The organism is Acidaminococcus hominis (assembly GCF_022484025.1).
Lineage (GTDB): Bacteria > Bacillota > Negativicutes > Acidaminococcales > Acidaminococcaceae > Acidaminococcus > Acidaminococcus hominis.
The window spans coordinates 553,055-571,969 of the sequence record NZ_JAKVMG010000001.1 but is presented as its reverse complement, the minus strand read 5'-3'; the positions used below and the strand labels follow the sequence as shown (position 1 = coordinate 571,969).

Annotated in this window: 10 protein-coding genes; all 10 read right to left on the bottom strand. The window is 54.5% G+C overall.

Annotated features, from left to right (window positions below; all coding sequences use genetic code 11):
- Positions 1-181: 181 nt before the first annotated feature.
- The 10 genes from LKE88_RS02660 to LKE88_RS02615 all read right to left on the bottom strand — a co-directional run bounded on the left by LKE88_RS02660 (position 182) and on the right by LKE88_RS02615 (position 18,909).
- Complete coding sequence (locus tag LKE88_RS02660; protein WP_147351154.1) at positions 182-4,660, bottom strand: autotransporter outer membrane beta-barrel domain-containing protein; 4,479 nt, start codon at positions 4,658-4,660, stop codon at positions 182-184.
- 228 nt (positions 4,661-4,888) lie between these two features.
- Positions 4,889-6,130 (bottom strand): methionine gamma-lyase family protein, encoded by a 1,242-nt coding sequence (locus tag LKE88_RS02655; RefSeq protein WP_276802673.1) that lies wholly within the window; start codon positions 6,128-6,130, stop codon positions 4,889-4,891.
- A 2-nt stretch (positions 6,131-6,132) separates the two neighbouring features.
- Complete coding sequence (hflX, locus tag LKE88_RS02650; protein WP_276802671.1) at positions 6,133-7,959, bottom strand: GTPase HflX; 1,827 nt, start codon at positions 7,957-7,959, stop codon at positions 6,133-6,135.
- A gap of 4 nt (positions 7,960-7,963) precedes the next feature.
- Positions 7,964-9,583, bottom strand: a complete 1,620-nt coding sequence (locus LKE88_RS02645; protein ID WP_420837390.1) for a DEAD/DEAH box helicase — start codon at positions 9,581-9,583, stop codon at positions 7,964-7,966.
- Positions 9,584-9,613: 30 nt separating this feature from the next.
- On the bottom strand, positions 9,614-10,858 hold the full coding sequence (locus tag LKE88_RS02640) for a competence/damage-inducible protein A (RefSeq protein WP_105325494.1): 1,245 nt from the start codon (positions 10,856-10,858) through the stop codon (positions 9,614-9,616).
- 6 nt (positions 10,859-10,864) lie between these two features.
- Complete coding sequence (gene rimO, locus LKE88_RS02635) at positions 10,865-12,193, bottom strand: 30S ribosomal protein S12 methylthiotransferase RimO (RefSeq protein ID WP_118286949.1); 1,329 nt, start codon at positions 12,191-12,193, stop codon at positions 10,865-10,867.
- 36 nt (positions 12,194-12,229) lie between these two features.
- Positions 12,230-13,693, bottom strand: coding sequence for a helix-turn-helix domain-containing protein (locus LKE88_RS02630; RefSeq protein ID WP_276802668.1), 1,464 nt, complete (start codon positions 13,691-13,693; stop codon positions 12,230-12,232).
- Positions 13,690-16,020, bottom strand: coding sequence for an FtsK/SpoIIIE family DNA translocase (locus LKE88_RS02625; RefSeq protein WP_105325497.1), 2,331 nt, complete (start codon positions 16,018-16,020; stop codon positions 13,690-13,692). The genes LKE88_RS02630 and LKE88_RS02625 overlap by 4 nt, the downstream gene beginning before the upstream one ends.
- A gap of 41 nt (positions 16,021-16,061) precedes the next feature.
- Complete coding sequence (locus LKE88_RS02620) at positions 16,062-17,729, bottom strand: ribonuclease J (protein ID WP_105325498.1); 1,668 nt, start codon at positions 17,727-17,729, stop codon at positions 16,062-16,064.
- A gap of 208 nt (positions 17,730-17,937) precedes the next feature.
- Positions 17,938-18,909: a TAXI family TRAP transporter solute-binding subunit gene (locus LKE88_RS02615; protein WP_105325499.1), complete on the bottom strand. Its 972-nt coding sequence runs from the start codon at positions 18,907-18,909 to the stop codon at positions 17,938-17,940.
- Positions 18,910-18,915: the final 6 nt, after the last annotated feature.

The following is an 18,915-nucleotide window of genomic DNA, read 5'->3' as shown; positions in this document are numbered from 1 at the left end:
CCGCGAAGCGGATATATATTCTTAAAAACACCTCTACAGTTTTTGCAAAAAACTGTAGTCCATCCTCCGTTTTCTTCAACGCCACCGGTAATTGCCTCATCTGTTTGTCGATTTCACGAAAAAAATCATTCCTCCTGAGGCTCAGTGCTTCTGGAGGAATGATTTTTACTTTCTTTCACATTTACAGTCTCCGTGTAATGCTGGCATTAAACACCAGGCCTCTCTGTTTCCCGGCCCAGCCAGTAAGCCGCAGGTCTGCGCCCCAGGGATTTTCCTTGGTAGCATCGCTCTTCCAGCCCAGTTCCAGCATAGCGCTGGAGCCTTTACTCTCAGGCGACGGGGTACTGAAGCCATCATAGGTGGCTCTGGTGGTGCTGTCAAATTCGTAATCCCAGCCGAGACCGGCATAGTAGGACTGATTTTCTTTGTAGTTATGGGTCCACCGGGCACCCAGTCTGGTGCGGTAGGAATCGGCGGCATCCAGGTTGTAGTCCGCCGTGCCCAAGGCGCTGTGGAGGGTTACATCGTCACTGGTGAGGTGCGTATAGTTGAACCGGCCGTATACATCCACGCTATCCTTGTCGCTTTCCTGATAGATCCGGCCCAGGCCTAGGCTGGCACCGGCATACCGGGCATGGGTGTCGTACGTTGTATAGTACCCTTCCAGGGCACCCCGGAAATCCCCATCCATCACGCCGGCCCGGAAACTGCCCTCATAATATACACCGTTATTCAGGTCCCGACGCAAGAGCAGACCAACGCCGCCGTAGTGCTGGGTGCCGTCCCCCCGGCTGCCGTTATCCAGGTGGCTGGTATAATTGCCTTTGCCGTATTCCGCAAAGGGCATGATGGTATCCACGGAGTTGGCATTCGGGATTCTCCTCACCAGGCCCAGGTTCCCGGCGTAGCCGTTGCTGTCCACGTAGGAGCCGGTATCGTAGCGCATATTCTGCCCGCCAATGGTCACGTAAGGCGTAAAGGTCTTCTGGCTTTCGCTGTTTTGACTGGCCTGGGAGGCTGCCATAAAGCCCGCATCCATTGCGGTATCCGCCCCCGCCCCAATGAAGTTCAGGGCTGCGGCGTTACCTTCGGCAATCAGTTTGGTATCAGGAGACAGGGTGGAAGCGGAACGATCCAGCACTTTCAGGATAATGGTATTCTTGTCTTTCTGCTGTACTTCCACCGGAGTGCTGACAAACCCGGCGTTCAGAATCCTGTCTTTGCCAGGCAGGACGCCCAGGGAAGCGCCATCCGTGCTAAGTCCATTGGCATCGTACAGGAGATTCACTTCGTCCCCGTAGGTGAGTTTGGCGGTTTCCTCTACACCGCCCAAAATCGCAGCGCCAGCAAGATTGGCGTCACCGGTCACCGTCAGCATTGTGTCACCGGCAACTGCATTCTTAGGTACGTAGAAATTGAGCTTTTGGAAGTGGTCCAAATTACCCACGCTATTACCATTGGAGTAGACGTTCAGCGTGTTGCCGGTGCTTTCAGTCTTGCCTATGCCGCCGTAGAGGTTCAGTCCAGTTTCCACTAAGGGCGCATATAGATTGACCGTGTTGTTATCAGCCGCCGCGGAAGCAGATTTACCGGCGATGATGCTGTCCGTGACGGTGCCGCCGTAGTAGTTCACCGTGTTGCCGTTAGCATCGCTTTGGGAAACGTCAGGGTCTGTAATCGTTGCAGAAACGTCGGCCAGAGTGGTGATGGCATCAGTTAAAGAGTTCTGCAGGTCGCTGCCCGTACCCAGGACGCCTGTGGCGCCGCCATAGACGTTAGCAACTGTGCCACCGGCCAGGTTGACCGTATTTCCGATAGCCTTGCCGTAGCCGGAGACGCCGCCGTAGAGGCTGGCTGCCTGCGAGTCTGCTCCTATGGTTACAGTGTTACCCGCTGCTGTGCCGCGGAGGGCCAGGCCGCCGATGACGTTATCCGTTACCTTGGTTTTCGCCAGAGTGACCGTATTTCCTTGGGCTGTGTCAGAATGGGTCCGGTTAAAGGTGATGTCGGAGCTCGTGAGAGCATCATCCAAGGTGGTGTTAACCACGGCTGCACCGCCGAGGACGGAGGAGGTAATGGTACTGCCGGTGAGGCTGACCTTGTTGTTATTGGCCGTGCCGACAGCAGCCAGGGTGACGGTCGGCGCGCTTACCGTTTCTGCCGTACTTGCTGTACTTACTGCTGCTTCCTCGTCCGTTACGCCTATGGCACTCAGGTTGAGTTCCGCTTCGCCGCCTACGACGTAGCCAGACTGATAGTTAGACAGGGAGACGGTGTTGTCGTTACTGGCAGCAGTATCGGTATAGAAGCGGGCGTCTGCAGCCGTGGTGGGAATCCCGATGGTAATCACATCGCCGGACCAGCCGCCATAGACGCCATCTACGATGGATATAGTCGGCGTGGCGACGTCACCTTGCAGAGTGACTGTATTGCCCAAGGCATTCTGCTGAATTTGCGCTGTCGTCCTATAGCTGGGAACGAAAGGGGAATCAACATGCGGATTGTCTCCCTGAATTATAGCCCAACCACCATAGATGGTGCTGTTGCCTTCTTCGGAAAAACCGTAGACATTCTCCAAAGCTACGGTATTGTTATTACAGTTCTGCGAAAGTGCACCTGCCGTATCTAAAGCGAAGTCAACAAATGTATCTGCATAGCCGCCGACGACAGATCCCAGGATTGCCACATTTTTTACGCTAACCTTGTTGTCATTGGCATTACCGCCTTCGGTATAGCCGCCTTCTATATTTCTGGTATACTCATGCGTACTGCCAGAATAAGTTGAAAATCCGCCTAGAGACCAATTAGCCTGCGCGTCCGTACCGGTACCGAGAATTTTCCCTGTCACGGAGACTTGGTTGTTGTTGGCATCGCCATAGACCGTATAACCGCCGGCAATTTCGCCGGACTTATTCTGCGTATCCAGCTGATAGGTAATGGTGACCGTATTATTGTTAGCATTGGAGGGTTTCATGATGGCGGCCATTTCTTCCATTGTTAGCGTCGTATCAAGCGCACCGCTCCAAAAAACATCCATACCCTCGACTTCTCCGCCGTAGACTACGCTTCCAGCAGCTGTATTCACTAAGGTCACGGTGTTCCCATTGGCCTCGCCTTGGAAGGGACTTGGTGCCAATAGTTTATAATCATCGTATTGATCAAGAGCCGACCCACCGTAGACACCGTATTTCACTTGGGAATTTTCCAGGTAAACGGTATTTTCATCGGCAGTCAGGAGGGTCAGTTTATCCGGATTTGTCGCATACGAATTAGTGCCATAGTCTTCCATGATCCAGTTGTGGCCGCCATAGATATCCCAGGTTATGGTGGAATTTGTAATTTTCACTGTGTTTGCGTCTGTATGCATGATGAGTTGGGGAGAAATGGTAATGAGGTCCGTATCAAATTCATCGCTAGTAAAAAGATTGCCTTCTGCCATGCCGCCACTAATACTGTCCACCGTGCTGTCAGCCACAGTGACCGTGTTACCACTGGCCTGTGCGGTCAAGGTCACTGGCACGGTTACGTTTGAGGCAGTCTCTGCAGCCGATGATAATTCTGTATCGCTTGCGGCATAGCCGCCATAAATATCCCCTTCCTCTGCATTCGAGCCGCTTACAGAAACGGTATTGTTGTCTGCAGTATAGGAAACGGCGTAGGTCTGGGACAGGTCATTGAGCGTAAGCTGATTGTAATCTAGCAGCTTATCCGGCAACGCATTGATGCCAGAAACGCCACCGTAGATGCTATCCAGTGCTGCTCCGGTCAGGTTCTCCAGTTTGACAGCATTGTTATTGGCTTCTCCGTAGCTGCTAAAGCCGCCCGTAATGTCGCCATAGGCACCTCTGGAAGTACCTCCGGCTGCTGTTTGGGTAATGGTCACACTATTATGATTGGCACTCATACCGGAAGTCGCCTCAGAAGCCAAGGCGGCACCGCCCGTAACATTCAGCTTGAGAGGACTATTCTGTTGACTAGTATAGACGCCATCATACGTCCCCGTAATCACAGCGTCCGTAATAGAAACGGTATTGCCAGCAGCCGTTAACGCACCGGCACCGCCGACGAGACTGGCAGAAACTTGCCAGTTTTTTTGCAGCTCTCGCTTATCTTCTGTATTTTTCTCATCCACCGCTTGCTGCGGGTTATTCACGAGTGTTATAGGAGTGTTGTTCAGAGTAACGTTGTTGTCTATGGCGGCACCTTGACTGGAAATACCGCCGGCAAGGCTGTAATGAATGTCACTATCTTGGTAATGGTAACCCAGCTTCACAGTAATGGCTGCCTGGTCCGTCAGGGAGAGCGTATTACCAGTGGCTGCTGTCGCAGCTTCGGTTACATACCCAGCCGCCACAAGACCGGGAATATCCTGTTCTCCACCAGCGGGAGTGCTAGAGGTTACCTCAAGCGTCAGGCTCGTTCCTTCGCCGTATAAGGAAAGCGCCGTATGAGAAGGGTTCTGTGTATAGGTCGTCCCGTACAGAGCCTTAGTAGACAGAGTTAATCCCGTTGGTGTATTAGCCGCCGGCGTTAGGACCTTCGTCGCCGGGTCTAGGGTCCCAATAGTAATACCGGCTGCCAGCGCAGGGTGAAAGCCTGCCCCCGCAGCAAAAACCGCAGCCATAATGGAAGCATAAAACCATTTATTTTCTCTCCCCATGATGTAATCCCCCTTAGGTATAACCTGTTTCTAGAATTATTACACAATACTATTATAGCAGAGTACAACTGGATTTTACATAAAATTGCGATTTTTCTTCGTCAAGAGAACAGAAATTCAGCTTTCCTGCAAGCCGGTAAGAAGTTACCTTAGCCCACCCTCCCCTGCACGCAAAAACGCCCCCACCGGATCCGGTAGATCCAGTAGGAGCGTTCTTTCTTATTTCTCTTATTTGCCTTGTTCCATAATCTGTTTGGCAGCAGCCATGATGGCAATGCGGCCGTGTTCAAAAGTCAGGCCGCCCTGCATGAATACCCGGAAGGGGTCCCGCAGAGGAGCATCGGCACTGAGCTCAATGGATGCGCCCTGCACAAAGGTACCGGCGGCCATGATGATTTCGTCCTGGTAGCCCGGCAGATGGGAAGGCACCGGGGTCACGTGGGCGTTTACCGGGGAATGGGCCTGGATGGCTTCGCAGAAGGCACACAGGTTTTCCCGGTTGTTCAGCACGATGGTTTGGATAATGTCGCTGCGCACGTCCTCAGGGGACGGAGACACAGAAAAGCCCAGGGACTGGAACACGGAGGCTGCGAAAATGGAGGTCTTCACGGCCTGGAGTACCACATGGGGTGCCAAAAACAGGCCCTGGTACATTTCCCGGGCAGTATCCCCCAGGGTAGCGCCCATTTCGCCGCCCAGGCCCGGAGCAGTCAGCCGGTAGGAAGCCTGTTCTACCAGATCCGCCCGGCCGGCAATATAGCCGCCGGTGGGAGCCAGGCCGCCGCCCAGGTTCTTGATCAGGGAGCCGGCCACCAGGTCCGCCCCCACTTCCGTCGGTTCCTGCTTTTCGATGAATTCCCCGTAGCAGTTGTCCACAAAGCAGATGATGTCCGGCCGCACAGCCTTCACGGCCTTAAAGATTTCCCCGATTTTGGCCACGGTCAGGGTCTTTCTCTTGCTGCTGTAGCCGCAGGAGCGCTGCACGTGAACCATTCGGGTCTTGGGACTCAGGGCCTTGAGCAGGGCGGGAATGCCCGGGGTATCCCCTGCCATGGGAATTTCCTTGTAAATGACCCCCAGATCCGTTAGGGAGCCAGGAGTTTTCACCGGGCTGCCGATAATGGTCTGCATGGTGTCATAGGGTTCGCCGGTGGCGGCAATCAGCTCATCTCCCGGATGGAGATTGCCCAAAAGGGCCACCGCCAGGGCATGGGTGCCGGAAACAAACTGGGAACGGACCAGCGCCGCTTCCGTCTTGAAGATATCCGCATAAATCAGGTCCAGCTGGTCCCGTCCCGTATCGGAATAGGCATAGCCGTTGCTGGGCAGCATATAGTAATCTGCTACCTGATGGGCTGCAAAGGCGTCCAGCACCTTTTTGGTGTTGTAGACTGCCGCTTCCTCATGTTCCTTGGTTTGACGGGCCACGCATTCCAGGGCCTGCTGCTCAATTTTATCCCATTCAATCATTTTTACAGTGAAACCTCCTCTAGTATATACGGCTCAACCAGGGATTTTTTATCCTTGGCCAGCCGGATTTTCAGCATTACGCCCTTTTCCCCGTACTTCTCGCTGAGCACCGTAGCTTCCTCGTGAAGCTGGGCCGCCAGCTTGGTCTTATCGTAGGGGATGCAAAGGGACAGCTCCAGCACGTCCTTGCCCAGGGCTTTGGCAATGGCCTGGAGCAGCTCAGGAATGCCCTCGCCGGTCTTGGCAGACACACACAGGGTATTTTCCTGGGCCGAAAGCCGGTGCACCAGACCTTCCTGGTGTTCCAGCTTGTCAATCTTGTTGTACACCTTCAGCATGGGCTTATCGGTAACGCCCAGCTCCTGGAGTACCTGGTACACGGCTTCCTCCTGCTCGTTGGCCATTTCGTGGCTGCAATCAATCACATGGAGCAGCAGGTCCGCGTCCTTTACCACCTCCAGGGTGGATTTAAAGGCCGCTACCAGTTGGTGGGGCAGCCGCTGGATAAAGCCAACGGTGTCCGTAATAGTACAGAAGCCCTGGTCCGGCAGTTCCAGCTGCCGGGTGGTGGGGTCCAGGGTAGCAAACAGCTGATCCTGGGCATAGATGTCCGAATGGGTCAAGGTATTTAGCAGAGTGGATTTTCCTGCGTTGGTATACCCCACCAGGGACACCTGGGCCACCTCGTTCTTGTTCCGGGCCCGCTGCTGCAGGTCCCGGGAACTTTTCATTTTCTTGATCTGGTCTTCCAGGAAGGAAATCCGGTCACGAATCCGCCGCCGGTCCACTTCCAGCTTGGTTTCGCCGGGACCCCGTGTACCAATGCCGCCGCCCAGCCGGGAAAGGCTGGTGCCCTGCCCCATGATTCTGGGCAGCATATACTTTAACTGGGCCAGCTCAACCTGGAGCTTCCCTTCACTGGTCCGGGCGCGCCCCGCAAAGATATCCAGAATCAGGCCCGTCCGGTCGATGATCCGCACGCCAATAGCCTGCTCCAGATTCCGCTGCTGGGCCGGGGACAGCTCGTCGTCAAAGATGCACAGGTCCACTTCTTCCTGCTGGGCAAACAGCGACAGTTCCTGGACCTTCCCTTTGCCGATAAAGAATACCGGGTCCGGTTTGGGCCGGGACTGGACAAACTTGCCCACCACTTCGGCGCCGGCCGTTTCCGCCAGCTGTCCCAGTTCCTGAATGGAATCCTCCGCCGTCCAGCGGGCATGGGGGTCCCCCCAGTTCAGGGAAACCAGCATGGCCCGTTCCGGACCGCTGGCCAGGCTGTGGCCCCGGGTCTTTTTTCCAAGAATCCGTTCGATCATATGGATCATATTCCCAAAGGGAATCCGGGCTGCATTCTTGGCCGTAAAGGGGCCAAATTCCTCCACAACGGGGTTTTGGTCGTCATCCAGGTCCGTAATCATTCCAAAGGACAACAGGGGGTCCTGGGACAGATCTTCCCACGCCATAGCCGCCATAGCATCAAAGCGCAAGTCCTTCAGGGCAGAAATATCCACCCCGCTGAGTTTGGCTGCACCTTCCGGGTGGGTATGGATGCAGGTAATGCCGCACAGCCGGAATTGGCTCCGGCGGCTGTCGATGGCCGGCAGCTCCACGTGGGAATCGGAACCCACCGCTACCGCTGTCACCACCCCCTTCCGGTCCAGATATACGGAGATTTCCCGCTTGATCTGGTCCGACAGGTCACGCAAAACAAGGGCCAACTCCTGACTGATCAGTTGGCCCTGCCCTGCTTGCAGCTCATAGATTGCTTCTAATTGGGTGAGGACCTGTTTTTTCAGGCCCTCCGTCCGTCCATAGATTTCATGAGTCATACAATTATCCTCTTGCTTTTGCCGGCTCCATGTTCACCTTGTAGCCACGGATGGTGTTCCGGTGCATAACGGCCAGAACCTTTTCCGCATATTCCATGGGAACCTCAACAAAGCTGAACTTGTCGTAAATGCTGATCCGGCCAATGCTGTGAGCCGGAATTTCCGCTTCGATGGCAATACTTTGGACAATATCCCGCACCGTTACCCGGGAGCTCTTGCCGATATTCACAAACAGGCGCACCATGCCAGGTTTTGCGCCGGTGTTGCTGAGGCCCGCAGGACCCACCTGTTCTTCCGGTTCTTCCAGGGCTTTGGCGCCTTCCTGCATGAACTTCAGGGCAGCAGCTGCAATATCCTGGGTATCGTAGTCCTTTTCCAGGGCTTCCACGATGGGCAGGTATTCATGGAACCGATCCTGTTCCAGAATGCTCTGCATCTTGGAAACGATCTGCTCTCTTTGTCTTTCCAGCACGCTGGCATCGGTAGGCAGGGTGCCGCGGATAATCTTGGTCTTGATGCTCCGTTCAATCAGCTTCAGCTGTCTGAATTCCCGAGGCGTGATGAAGGTCAGGGCAACACCGGTGTTGCCGGCACGGCCCGTACGGCCAATGCGGTGCACGTAGCTTTCCGGATCCTGGGGAATATCGAAGTTCACCACGTGGGTGATGTTGTCGATGTCCAGGCCTCTGGCTGCCACGTCGGTAGCTACCAGGATGTCCACCTGGCCCTGACGGAATTTCTTCATAACTCGGTCACGCTGATTCTGGCTCAGGTCGCCGTGCAGCCCTTCAGCTTCGTAGCCCCGGGTAGCCAGGGCAATAACCAGCTCGTCCACACCCTTCTTGGTGCGGCAGAAAATAATCATCCGGCAGTCGTCGGTGGTGTCCAGAATGCGGCACAGACCGTCCACCTTATCCCGGGTTTCGTAGTAGTATTGGTCAATAGTGGGAGCCGTAACGACTTCCTTATGGATGGCCACCAGTTTGGGAGCTCTCATGTACTTCTTGCTGATGCTCAGAATGGGCCGGGGCATGGTAGCAGAGAACAGCATGGTCTGGCGTTCCGTGGGAACGTTTTTGATGATTTCTTCCATATCATCTACAAAGCCCATATCCAGCATTTCATCGGCTTCGTCCAATACCAGGAATTTCACATGGTCCAGGCTGATGGTCTGACGGCGAATATGGTCCAGCAGACGGCCCGGCGTACCAATGACTACCTGGATGCCGTTGCGCAGGCTGCGGATCTGACGATCGATGGGCTGGCCGCCGTACACCGGCAGTACCCGTACCCGTTTGGTCCGGCCAATCTTGGTGATTTCGTCAGCTACCTGGATGCACAATTCCCGGGTAGGGGACATTACCAGGGCTTGGACGTGGCGGTTCTTTTCGTCCAGGTTTTGGATAATGGGAATCCCAAAGGCAGCCGTCTTACCAGTACCTGTCTGGGCTTGGCCAATCAGGTCCTCCCCTTCCAAAGCCAGGGGAATAGCACCCTTCTGAATGGGGGAAGGTTCTTCAAAGCCCATATCCTTCAGGGCGTTGATGATTTTACGGTCCAAATGCAGGTCTTCAAAAGACGTGATTTCTTCTGCAGGGGTAATGGTGGTGGTGTTATTTTGCATTTCGTTGTTTTCGGTCATAATATCTCCTAATTATAAATCTTTCACCCGGTCCATTGCGAGGGACAGGGCATTCATGGCACTTCGTAATTTAATGGTTGTTCTGGCCGCTTTAAAACGGCATTCCTGCACTTGGGTTCCATTCTTGTCGGACACCCCTACATAGACCAGGCCCACCGGCTTTTCCGGTGTACCCCCGCCCGGCCCAGCGATTCCAGTAATGCTGACCCCCAGGTCCGTGCCCATAAGGCGGCGGATCCCTTCAGCCATTTCCCGGCAGGTTTCTTCGCTAACGGCAGTATAGCGCTCCAAAGTATCCTGGGAAACTCCCAGTACCTGATGCTTTACCTGATTGGTATAAGAAACTACCGAACCCATCAGGTATTCGGAGCTTCCCGGTATGTCGGTGACCATGCTGGAGGCAAGGCCGCCGGTACAAGATTCGGCAAAGGAAATGGTCAGCCCTTTGGCTTTCAGCTGCTTTCCCAATGCCTCTGGCAGGGTTTCGTAATCCACCCCGTAAATATAGTCTCCCAGTACGCCCCGGATCTGCTGCTCTGTGGCCAGATTCATGGCCTGCGCCTTTTCCAGGGTGTCGCTTTTGGCGGTAATCCGGATGATGATCTCACCCTTCCGGGCATAGATGGCGATGGTGGGGTTGGTCTGGGCCATTACAATGGCATCCAGTTCCTGGGCCACCTTGGATTCCGTCAGTCCCCGCAGGTGCAGCACCCGGGAGTGGATGATGCCCTGGTCCTTGTAGCTTTGCCGCAGATACGGCATCACTTCGTGGGAAAAAACGTAGCTGGTCTCCGCCGGAGGTCCCGGCAGCATAATAATCAGTTTGTGGTCCGGAGTCCAGACACCAATACCGGGAGCCGTGCCCACCTGGTTGTCAAAAACGATGCCTCCCTGAGGAATCATGGCCTGTTTCTTGTTGTTGTCCGTCATTTCCACATGGCGGGCGGCAAAATGCTTTCTCAGCTTTTCCAGCCACACTTCACTGGGTTCCAGGGGCAGCCCCAGATATTGGGCCACCATTTCCTTGGTAATGTCCCCCCGGGTAGGTCCCAGACCGCCGGTGGTAATGATGATATCCACCCGTTTCAGGGCCGCGCCCAACACTTCCAACAGCCGGTCGCCGTTATCCCCGATGGTGGTTTGGTACAACACATTAAAGCCTGCATCATTGAGCATCCGGGACAGGTATTGGAAGTTGGTGTTGACAATATCTCCCAATAGCAGCTCCGTCCCCGTATTGATGACTTCTACGTTCACAAGGAATCACTCCTTTACGATCTGTCCTACAGCCTCATAGGTGAAGCCCTGACTGATCCGTACTTTTACAAAATCCCCAATTTTCAGATCCCCAGCGTCTTCCACATAAATCTTCCCGTCAATATCCGGGGCTTCCGCATAAGAGCGGCCCACCGCCAGATTGGGATCTTCCTCGTCCTTGCCTTCAATTAATACTTCCAAAACCCGGCCTTCCCGGTCCTGCTGGATCTCCTCGGAAATTTCCGCCTGGAGCGCCATCAATTCATGGTACCGGTCCTGCTTCACGTCTTCGGGAATCTGGTTTTCCATTTCCCCGGCTTCCGTTCCCTCTTCCTGGGAATAGGTGAACACCCCGGCGCACTGGAACCGTTCCTTTTTCACAAAGTCCAGCAGTTCGGCAAACTGTTCCTCTGTTTCCCCAGGGAAGCCCACGATGAACGTGGTGCGCAGGCAAATATCCGGAATCCGCCGACGCAGCTTGGCCAGCAGTTCTTCCACCTGCTCCCGGGTATCCCGGCGGCGCATAGTTTTCAGAAGGCTGTTGCTGGCGTGCTGCAGCGGCAGGTCCACATAGTTGCAGACCTTGTCGCAGGTGGCCATGGTTTCAATCAGCTCGTCCGTAAAGGAATCGGGGTAGCAGTACAGCACCCGGATCCAGCGCAGGTCGGGAATCTCATTGAGGGCCTTCAGCAGTTCGGACAGGCGCAGCTTGTGGTACAGGTCAATGCCGTATTGGGTAGTATCCTGGGCCACCACAATCAGCTCCCGCACCCCCTGCTCCACCAAGCTCCGGGCTTCGTCCAACACTTCCTCAAAAGGACGGCTCCGGTAAGGTCCCCGGATTTTCGGAATGGCGCAGTAGGAACAACGGTTGTTGCAGCCTTCGGCAATCTTCAGATATGCAGTGTACTTGGGCGTAGCCAGTACCCGCTTGGTCTTTTGGGTATAGACCTTGGGGGGCTTTACCAGCACAAACCGTTCCCCGGCCTGTACCCGGTCAATGACGGAACCTATCTGTTCGTAGCATTCCGTACCGATAATGGCGTCCACTTCCGGCAGGTCCTTGAACAGGTCGTCGGCATAGCGCTGACCCAGGCAGCCCGTCACAATCAGCTTCCGGGCCGCATCTTCCTTCTTGTATTCCGCCATTTGCAGGATTGTATTGATGGATTCCGTCTTGGCGCTCTCAATAAAACCACAGGTATTGACAATAATCACATCCGCTTGGGAAGGATCGTTGGTGATTTTCCAATTTCTTTCCTGGATCAGGCCCATCATCACTTCAGAATCTACCAGATTCTTGGGACAGCCCAGGCTGACAACTCCGATTTCCAAACTGCTGCTCCTCTCTCTTTCTTACCGCATCAGGCCTTAGTTGGCCCGGAACGTCTTATTGGCAACGCCCCACTCTTTTTCACCGTAGGGAACCACCTTGCCGTTGACCTTGATTTCCACATCCCGGATACTGCCCAGGTTCAGGGAAACTTCCTTATCCCCCTTGTAGGTACGGGTAGAGCCCGCAGGAATGGTGGCAGCTTCTACCACTTTTCCGTCCACATGGGTCTGGGTCCAAACCGGCTTCTTATAGGTGATTTCAACCGTTACCTTATTGCCCAAGCCCAGGGTTTTCTGGGTGGGTTTGGGTTCTTCTTTCTTTTCTTCCTTTTTCGGTTCTTCCTGCTTGGCTTCCGGTGCCTTCTGGGTGGAATGGTCGGATTTAACCCCATCCGTCAGGTTGGTGGCAGGCTGCAGGTCCGGCGTGGTTTTCCCGCCGAAAATAAAGTAGGCCATAACCATAGCAAAAATGGCCAGGCATACCCCAAAGACCGTAGCAAAGACCTTAAAACTGAAACCAGGGCCCCGGGAAGGTTCTTCGGCTACTACGCCGCCGTCCTCCTCCGGTACGGTTTCATACAGATTTTCATCAATAAATTCCCGGATTTTGTCCATCATCAGGTGGAACTTATCCTGGATTGCCGCCCAAACGGCTGCCGCCTTGACCTGGGCCTTGCCCAAAGCGTCCGAGGCAGAGCTAGGATCACTGGGGCTGCTGACCGCTGCTTCTTCGCTGGCAGTACCGGCGGTGGCGTCTATAGCTGCTGCTTCAGCGACTTTTGTGCCTGCTGCACCAGCTTCAGTACTGGCAGCAGCGCCTGCTGCGGTACCCATTGCCGCACCTGCCAGGGCAGTAGTACCCGCAGCCGTTTCCTTCTGCTGGTCAGCCTCAGCCTTCGGTTTTGCTTCAGCAGGCTCCTCCGCCGCAGCAGGTTCTGCCGCCTTTTTGGCAGCTTCTTCCTGGGCAGCGGCTTCCTTGTCCGCCTTAATGGCTTCTTCCAGCTCTACCGCTGCAATAGCCCCCAGGCCAGCACCGGCTTCCGCCGGCTTAGCGGTTTTTACGTCCGTTTCCGGACTAGTTTCCTCTGCCGGGTTTTCCACCGCCGGAGCGGCAGCCGTTTCCTTTGCGGGTTCAGCCGCCTTCACAGGCTGATTTTTCCGCAGGGGGAACATATCCCGGGAAATCACAATGGTATCGGAAGAACGGGGCAGCTCCGGCTTGACCGGAATCTCCACCTTTTCTTCCTCCCCCATCACCAGTTTGGGATCCAGCCCCAGCCGGTAGGCCTCTACAATCCGGTTGCCATCCAGGCCCAGATAATTCCCATAGTTGCGCAAAAAGCCGCGGATAAATACATCTCCGGGAATCTTGTTGAATTCCCCTTCTTCCAAAGCGGACAAATAGGGTTCCCGGATGCCGGTATGTTCGGCAATATCCTCCAAGGAGAGTTTTTTCTCTTCTCTTTTTTGCCTTAAGTAGGCTCCAATTTTGCTTTTCATAATAGGTTGGCCTCTTTCTTAGACGTTTTGGTAAAGAATCTTTCTTCGATTGCCGTCGGACTCATAATGAGCGCTCTCGGCTTGCTGCCATCCGCCGGACCAACAATGCCCTTTTCTTCCATGGCATCTACCAGCCGTGCCGCCCGGGTATACCCGATGCGGAACTTCCGCTGGAGCATGGAGGACGAAGCCTGATGGGTGGACATAACCAGCCGCACAGCATCTTCAAACAGTTCATCTTCAGCATCTTCATCACCGGAATTACCGGCGTTCTTTTTATCTCCAGCCAATTCCTGGGTAGTTACTTCCTGCGCAAAGGCAGGCGGAATGGCTTGGGCTTTGATAAAGTCGACGATGCGGTTCAGCTCATCATCCGTAATAAAGGCTCCCTGTACCCGGAGAGGCTTGTTGGCCCCTGTAGGGAAGAACAGCATATCCCCCCGGCCCAGCAGCTTTTCAGCCCCGCTGGCGTCCAGGATGGTACGGCTGTCGATTTGGGAGGAAACCGCAAAGGCAATCCGGGAAGGAATATTGGCCTTGATGGTACCGGTCAGCACGTCCACGGAAGGTCTCTGGGTGGCCAGGATCAGATGGATGCCTGCCGCCCGGGCCTTTTGGGCCAGACGCAAAATGGCATCTTCCACATCCACCGCTGCCACCATCATCAGATCGGACAACTCGTCAATGATAATTACAATAAAAGGAAGCTTCTCCCCAGGTTCTGCAATGGCATTGTAGTCATCGATTTTCCGGACCTGGGTTTTGGCAAACAGACTGTAGCGCCGTTCCATTTCCACCACCGCCCAGTGCAGGGCAGAAGCGGCCTGCTTAGGACCGGTCACCACAGGGGTAAGCAAATGGGGAATCCCGTTGTAGTTGGTCAGTTCCACTACCTTGGGATCCACCAGGATCAGTTTAACTTCTTCGGGCTTGCACCGATACAGCAGCCCGGCAATAATGGTGTTGATGCAGACGGATTTACCAGAACCCGTAGAGCCTGCAATCAGCAGGTGGGGCATACGGCTCAGGTCCGCCACCACCACGTGGCCGGAAATATCCTTACCCAGTCCAATGCACAGCTTACCCTTGGCGTTTTTCACCTCGGGACAGTCCACAATGGACCGGAAGGTTACCGGTTCCACCGTCTGGGAGGGGACTTCAATACCGATAGCGGCCTTCCCGGGAATGGGTTCAATCCGGATGCTGGACACAGCCAGCTTCAGGGCAATATCGTCCGCCAGGTTCTGAATCTTGGTGACCTTCACCCCGGGGGCCGGTTCCAGTTCATACCGGGTGACCGAAGGTCCCTTGGTCACGTTCACCAGGGCGGCATTCACCCCAAAGTCGTGGAGCGTCTGCTCAATGGTCCCACCCTGGGTCTCGATTTCCTGCTGGAAATTCCGCTTGTTCACGGGCTTTTCCTTGTTCAGCAAATCCAGGGGCGGGAAGGTGTAGTTGCTTTCTTCCCCGCTGTCCCCGTCCTTTTCCGGCACCGTAAACTCGCCGGAGTCTTCCGGTTCGCCGCCAAAGGGTTCAGAAGCCTGCGCAAAAGCCGGTTCCGGCAAAGGGGACGCAGCCACCTGCTCCCTCTGGAACTTCAGGAGAGGACCGCTGCTGGCCTTTTTCAGCCGTTCAGCAAAGGTCAGTTTGGGCTCCTCCGCAGGTTTTTCTTCCTGGCGTCCCGGGAACAGAGGCAGTTCTTTCCCGTCCTCTTCCTGGTTATAGAAAGAAGAATGCTTGTTTTCCCGGCGCCGTTCCCGCATTTCCTCCCATTTCTGGGCGGCAGTTTCGGCTCCTTCGGCAGCCATGGTGCCCGCCGTTTTTAGCGGCTTGCTCAGGGAGAACTTCCCGGTGAGGACCAAAGCCGTCAGGGCACTGGCACTCAAGAGAATCACCGTACCCACCCGGCCCAATATTTTCGTAAAAACAAACACGATGGCGCCTCCCAAGAGGCCGCCACCGGTCATAAGATACTCAGGAATCAGTTCCGAGCCCTCCGGTGTGTGGTACACATGCCATAGGGATAGGATAGAAATAAGAAACAGCAGAAGGGTGAAGAATTTCCGGGAAAACCGCAGGTGTTCATGGTTGATGATAAACGCCAGGCCCATAACACCCACATACAGGGGGAAAAGGAAGCTGCCCACACCCAGGGCATATACCAGGACCTTCAGCAGATAAGCCCCCAGGCTGCCGATATTCAGACCTGCCAGCCCCGCCGCCAAAAAGACGGCAAAGGCTGCCAGCAGAATCCCCAGCACTTCCCGATTGATGGTAAAATCAAATTTCGTTTGTTTTTTTCTCCCGTGTTTTCCTTTATTCTCCACGCTTCTACCTTCCTGAAGATTTGTTTTGAATTAGTTAAGACTTAGATTTCCATAATCAAAGGCAGGATCATCGGACGTCTTCTGGTCTTTTCGAACAGATACTTGCCCAAGGAATCCCGTACCGCCGATTTCAGGGCGGACCATTCGGTGATGTTGTTTTCCCGGCACTTGTCCAGGGTACTCAGCACTCTGTCCCGTGCGCCTTCCATCAGTTCCTCAGATTCCCGTACATACACAAAGCCTCTGGAAACAATATCCGGGCCGGCAGCAATCCGGTAGTTGCTGTGGTCAATGGTAACCACCACAATCAGGATGCCGTCCTGGGACAGCTGGCGGCGGTCACGGAGAACCACGTTGCCTACGTCACCTACACCCAGACCATCAATCAATACCTTGCCGGCAGTTACCTTCCCGCTGATTCCGATGGAATTGGGGGTTACGTCAACTACGGAGCCGTTTTCGGCAATGACGATGTTTTCCTTAGGCATACCCAGCTGCATGGCCAGTTTCTTATGCTTTACCAGATGGCGGTATTCGCCATGGACGGGCATAAAGAACTTGGGCCGGATCAGCCGGTGCATCAATTTGATTTCTTCCTGGCTGGCGTGGCCGGACACGTGAATGCCCTGCTCCTTGCCATAAACCACCTCAGCACCCTGTTTGTACAGGTTGTCGATGGTCCGGGCTACGCCCTTTTCGTTGCCGGGAATAGGCGTTGCGGAAATGATGACCGTATCCCCCGGCATAATGGAGACTTTCCGGTGGTCGCTGTTGCTCATCCGGGTCAGGGCACTCATCGGTTCACCCTGACTGCCCGTGGTGATAATAGCAATCTGACGGGGAGCGTAGTTTTTCGCTTCGTCAATGTCGATCAGCACGCCGGCCGGTACGTTTAGATATCCCATTTCAATGGAGATATTCACTACGTTGACCATGCTGCGGCCGATTACAGCGACTTTCCGGCGGGTCATGACAGCTGCGTCAACGACCTGCTGGATCCGGTGTACGTTGGAAGAGAAGGTGGCAACAATGACCCGGTTCTTGGCCAGTCTGAACTGTTCATCCAGGGTCTTGCCCACGCTTTTTTCGCTGGGCGTATAGCCCGTGCGTTCAATATTGGTGGAATCGGACAGCAGCAGCAGTACGCCCTTATTGCCGATTTCCGCCAGTTTTGCATAGTCAGCCACCTGACCGTCCACAGGGGTCTGGTCGAACTTGTAGTCGCCAGTGTGAACAATCACGCCGATAGGCGTATGAATGGCCAGACATACGGCATCAGGAATACTGTGGTTTACCCGGATGAATTCCACCCGGAAGGCGCCGGCCCGTACGGAGTTGCCCGGCTTTACCACCTTGCATTTGCTGTCGCTGACACCATTTTCCTTCAGACGGCCGGCCAGGATTCCCAGGGTCAGGGGAGTTCCGTAGACGGGCACGCTGAAGTCCTTCATAATATACGGCAGAGCGCCGATGTGATCTTCGTGACCGTGGGTCAGGAAAATGGCCTTGAACTTGTCCTTGTTTTCCTGCAGGTAAGTGGTATCGGGAATTACCAGATCAATGCCCAGCATATCGTCATCGGGGAATGCCAAACCAGCATCCACCAAAATCATATCATTGCCGTACTGAAATGCGGTCATATTCTTGCCAATCTCTCCCAGACCGCCCAAGGGGATAATGCTTAACTTCTTTTGTTGTCCTTTATTCAAAAAGACACCTCCTTATTTATTTTACATATAGAAATACTGGAGTATATTTTCGTCCATACTCCAACAAACGAAACTATTTGATTCTCTTCCCGTATTCCCTACGATTCCGAACATTTGGCCCTTTTTCGAAACCGATAGGTCTAGTCTCTTGTTGTTCATTATACAGTGTTGGAGCCCGTTTTGCAAATTACTTTTCCTGAACGTTGGATTATTGTTTGGCTTCGGTTTCCGTCAGGAACTGCTCTGCTCCCGGTGTCAGGGGAATTTCCGTATTCTGTAAAATATTTTCTAGGGACCGTTCCGGCAGATACGGGAACTGCTGGCGCAGCTCATTCCAGTGGTCGTACAGGGTTTCCGCCAATTTGTGGGCGTTTTCCTTGCTGGTACCATCGGTGGTCACCAAAAGGCATTCCACCGCCACCGTAGGACAGGCTTCTGTCTGGTTAGCGTACGTTCCCGCAGGAATCACCAGTTCCTGATAAAAATCGTACTTCCGCAACAATTCTTCTGCGGCCTGGCCCGCTATCGGTACAAATACCAGCCGCCGCTGCCGGGACAATTCCTGAAGGGCCGGCGTAGGCAGCACCGACGTAACAAACGCCGCATCTACCGTGCCTTCCTTCAGCGCCCGCAGGGTATCCGCTACAGATAGATATTGGATATTCAGGTCATCATAGGTAATGCCTGCAGCAGCCAGTACCTGTTGGGCGTTGCTTTCCATGCCGGAGCCAGCTGCTCCTACGGACACCGTTTTCCCCTTCAGGTCGGACAGTTTGCGGATTCCCGTCACATCGTAGGTGATAATCTGCACCGGCTCCACAAACAGGGTGCCGATGGCCTGGAGATTGCTCATTTTCCGGTTCTGGTAGGATTCCGTCCCGGTATGGGCCCCGTAGGCCGCATCACCCTGCACCAGGGCCAGCTCTGCCCGTTTCTGCCGCAGCAGCTCAATATTGGCTGCAGAACCATTGGTTTCTACAGTCTTAACGGCAGCGCCCTTCATGTTCTGGTTCAGCAGGGGCGTCAAAACATCCCCCAGCCCCGCATAGGCACCGCCGCTTTGGCCGGTGGCCAGACGCATGGTCTTGTTCTGCATTTTATCCCTGCTCTGGCTGCTGCCGGCACAGCCGCCTAAAAGCAGCAGGCACAGCAAGAGACAAAATACGCTAAACTTTTTCATGGGTCC

Bases quoted from the DNA above. Each gene is read 5' to 3' on its own strand.
- hflX (WP_276802671.1), bottom strand. From the start codon at position 7,959: ATGACTCATGAAATCTATGGACGGACGGAGGGCCTGAAAAAACAGGTC.
- LKE88_RS02655 (WP_276802673.1), bottom strand. From the start codon at position 6,130: ATGATTGAATGGGATAAAATTGAGCAGCAGGCCCTGGAATGCGTGGCC.
- LKE88_RS02660 (WP_147351154.1), bottom strand. From the start codon at position 4,660: ATGGGGAGAGAAAATAAATGGTTTTATGCTTCCATTATGGCTGCGGTT.
- LKE88_RS02630 (WP_276802668.1), bottom strand. From the start codon at position 13,693: ATGAAAAGCAAAATTGGAGCCTACTTAAGGCAAAAAAGAGAAGAGAAA.
- LKE88_RS02645 (WP_420837390.1), bottom strand. From the start codon at position 9,583: ATGCAAAATAACACCACCACCATTACCCCTGCAGAAGAAATCACGTCT.
- LKE88_RS02615 (WP_105325499.1), bottom strand. From the start codon at position 18,909: ATGAAAAAGTTTAGCGTATTTTGTCTCTTGCTGTGCCTGCTGCTTTTA.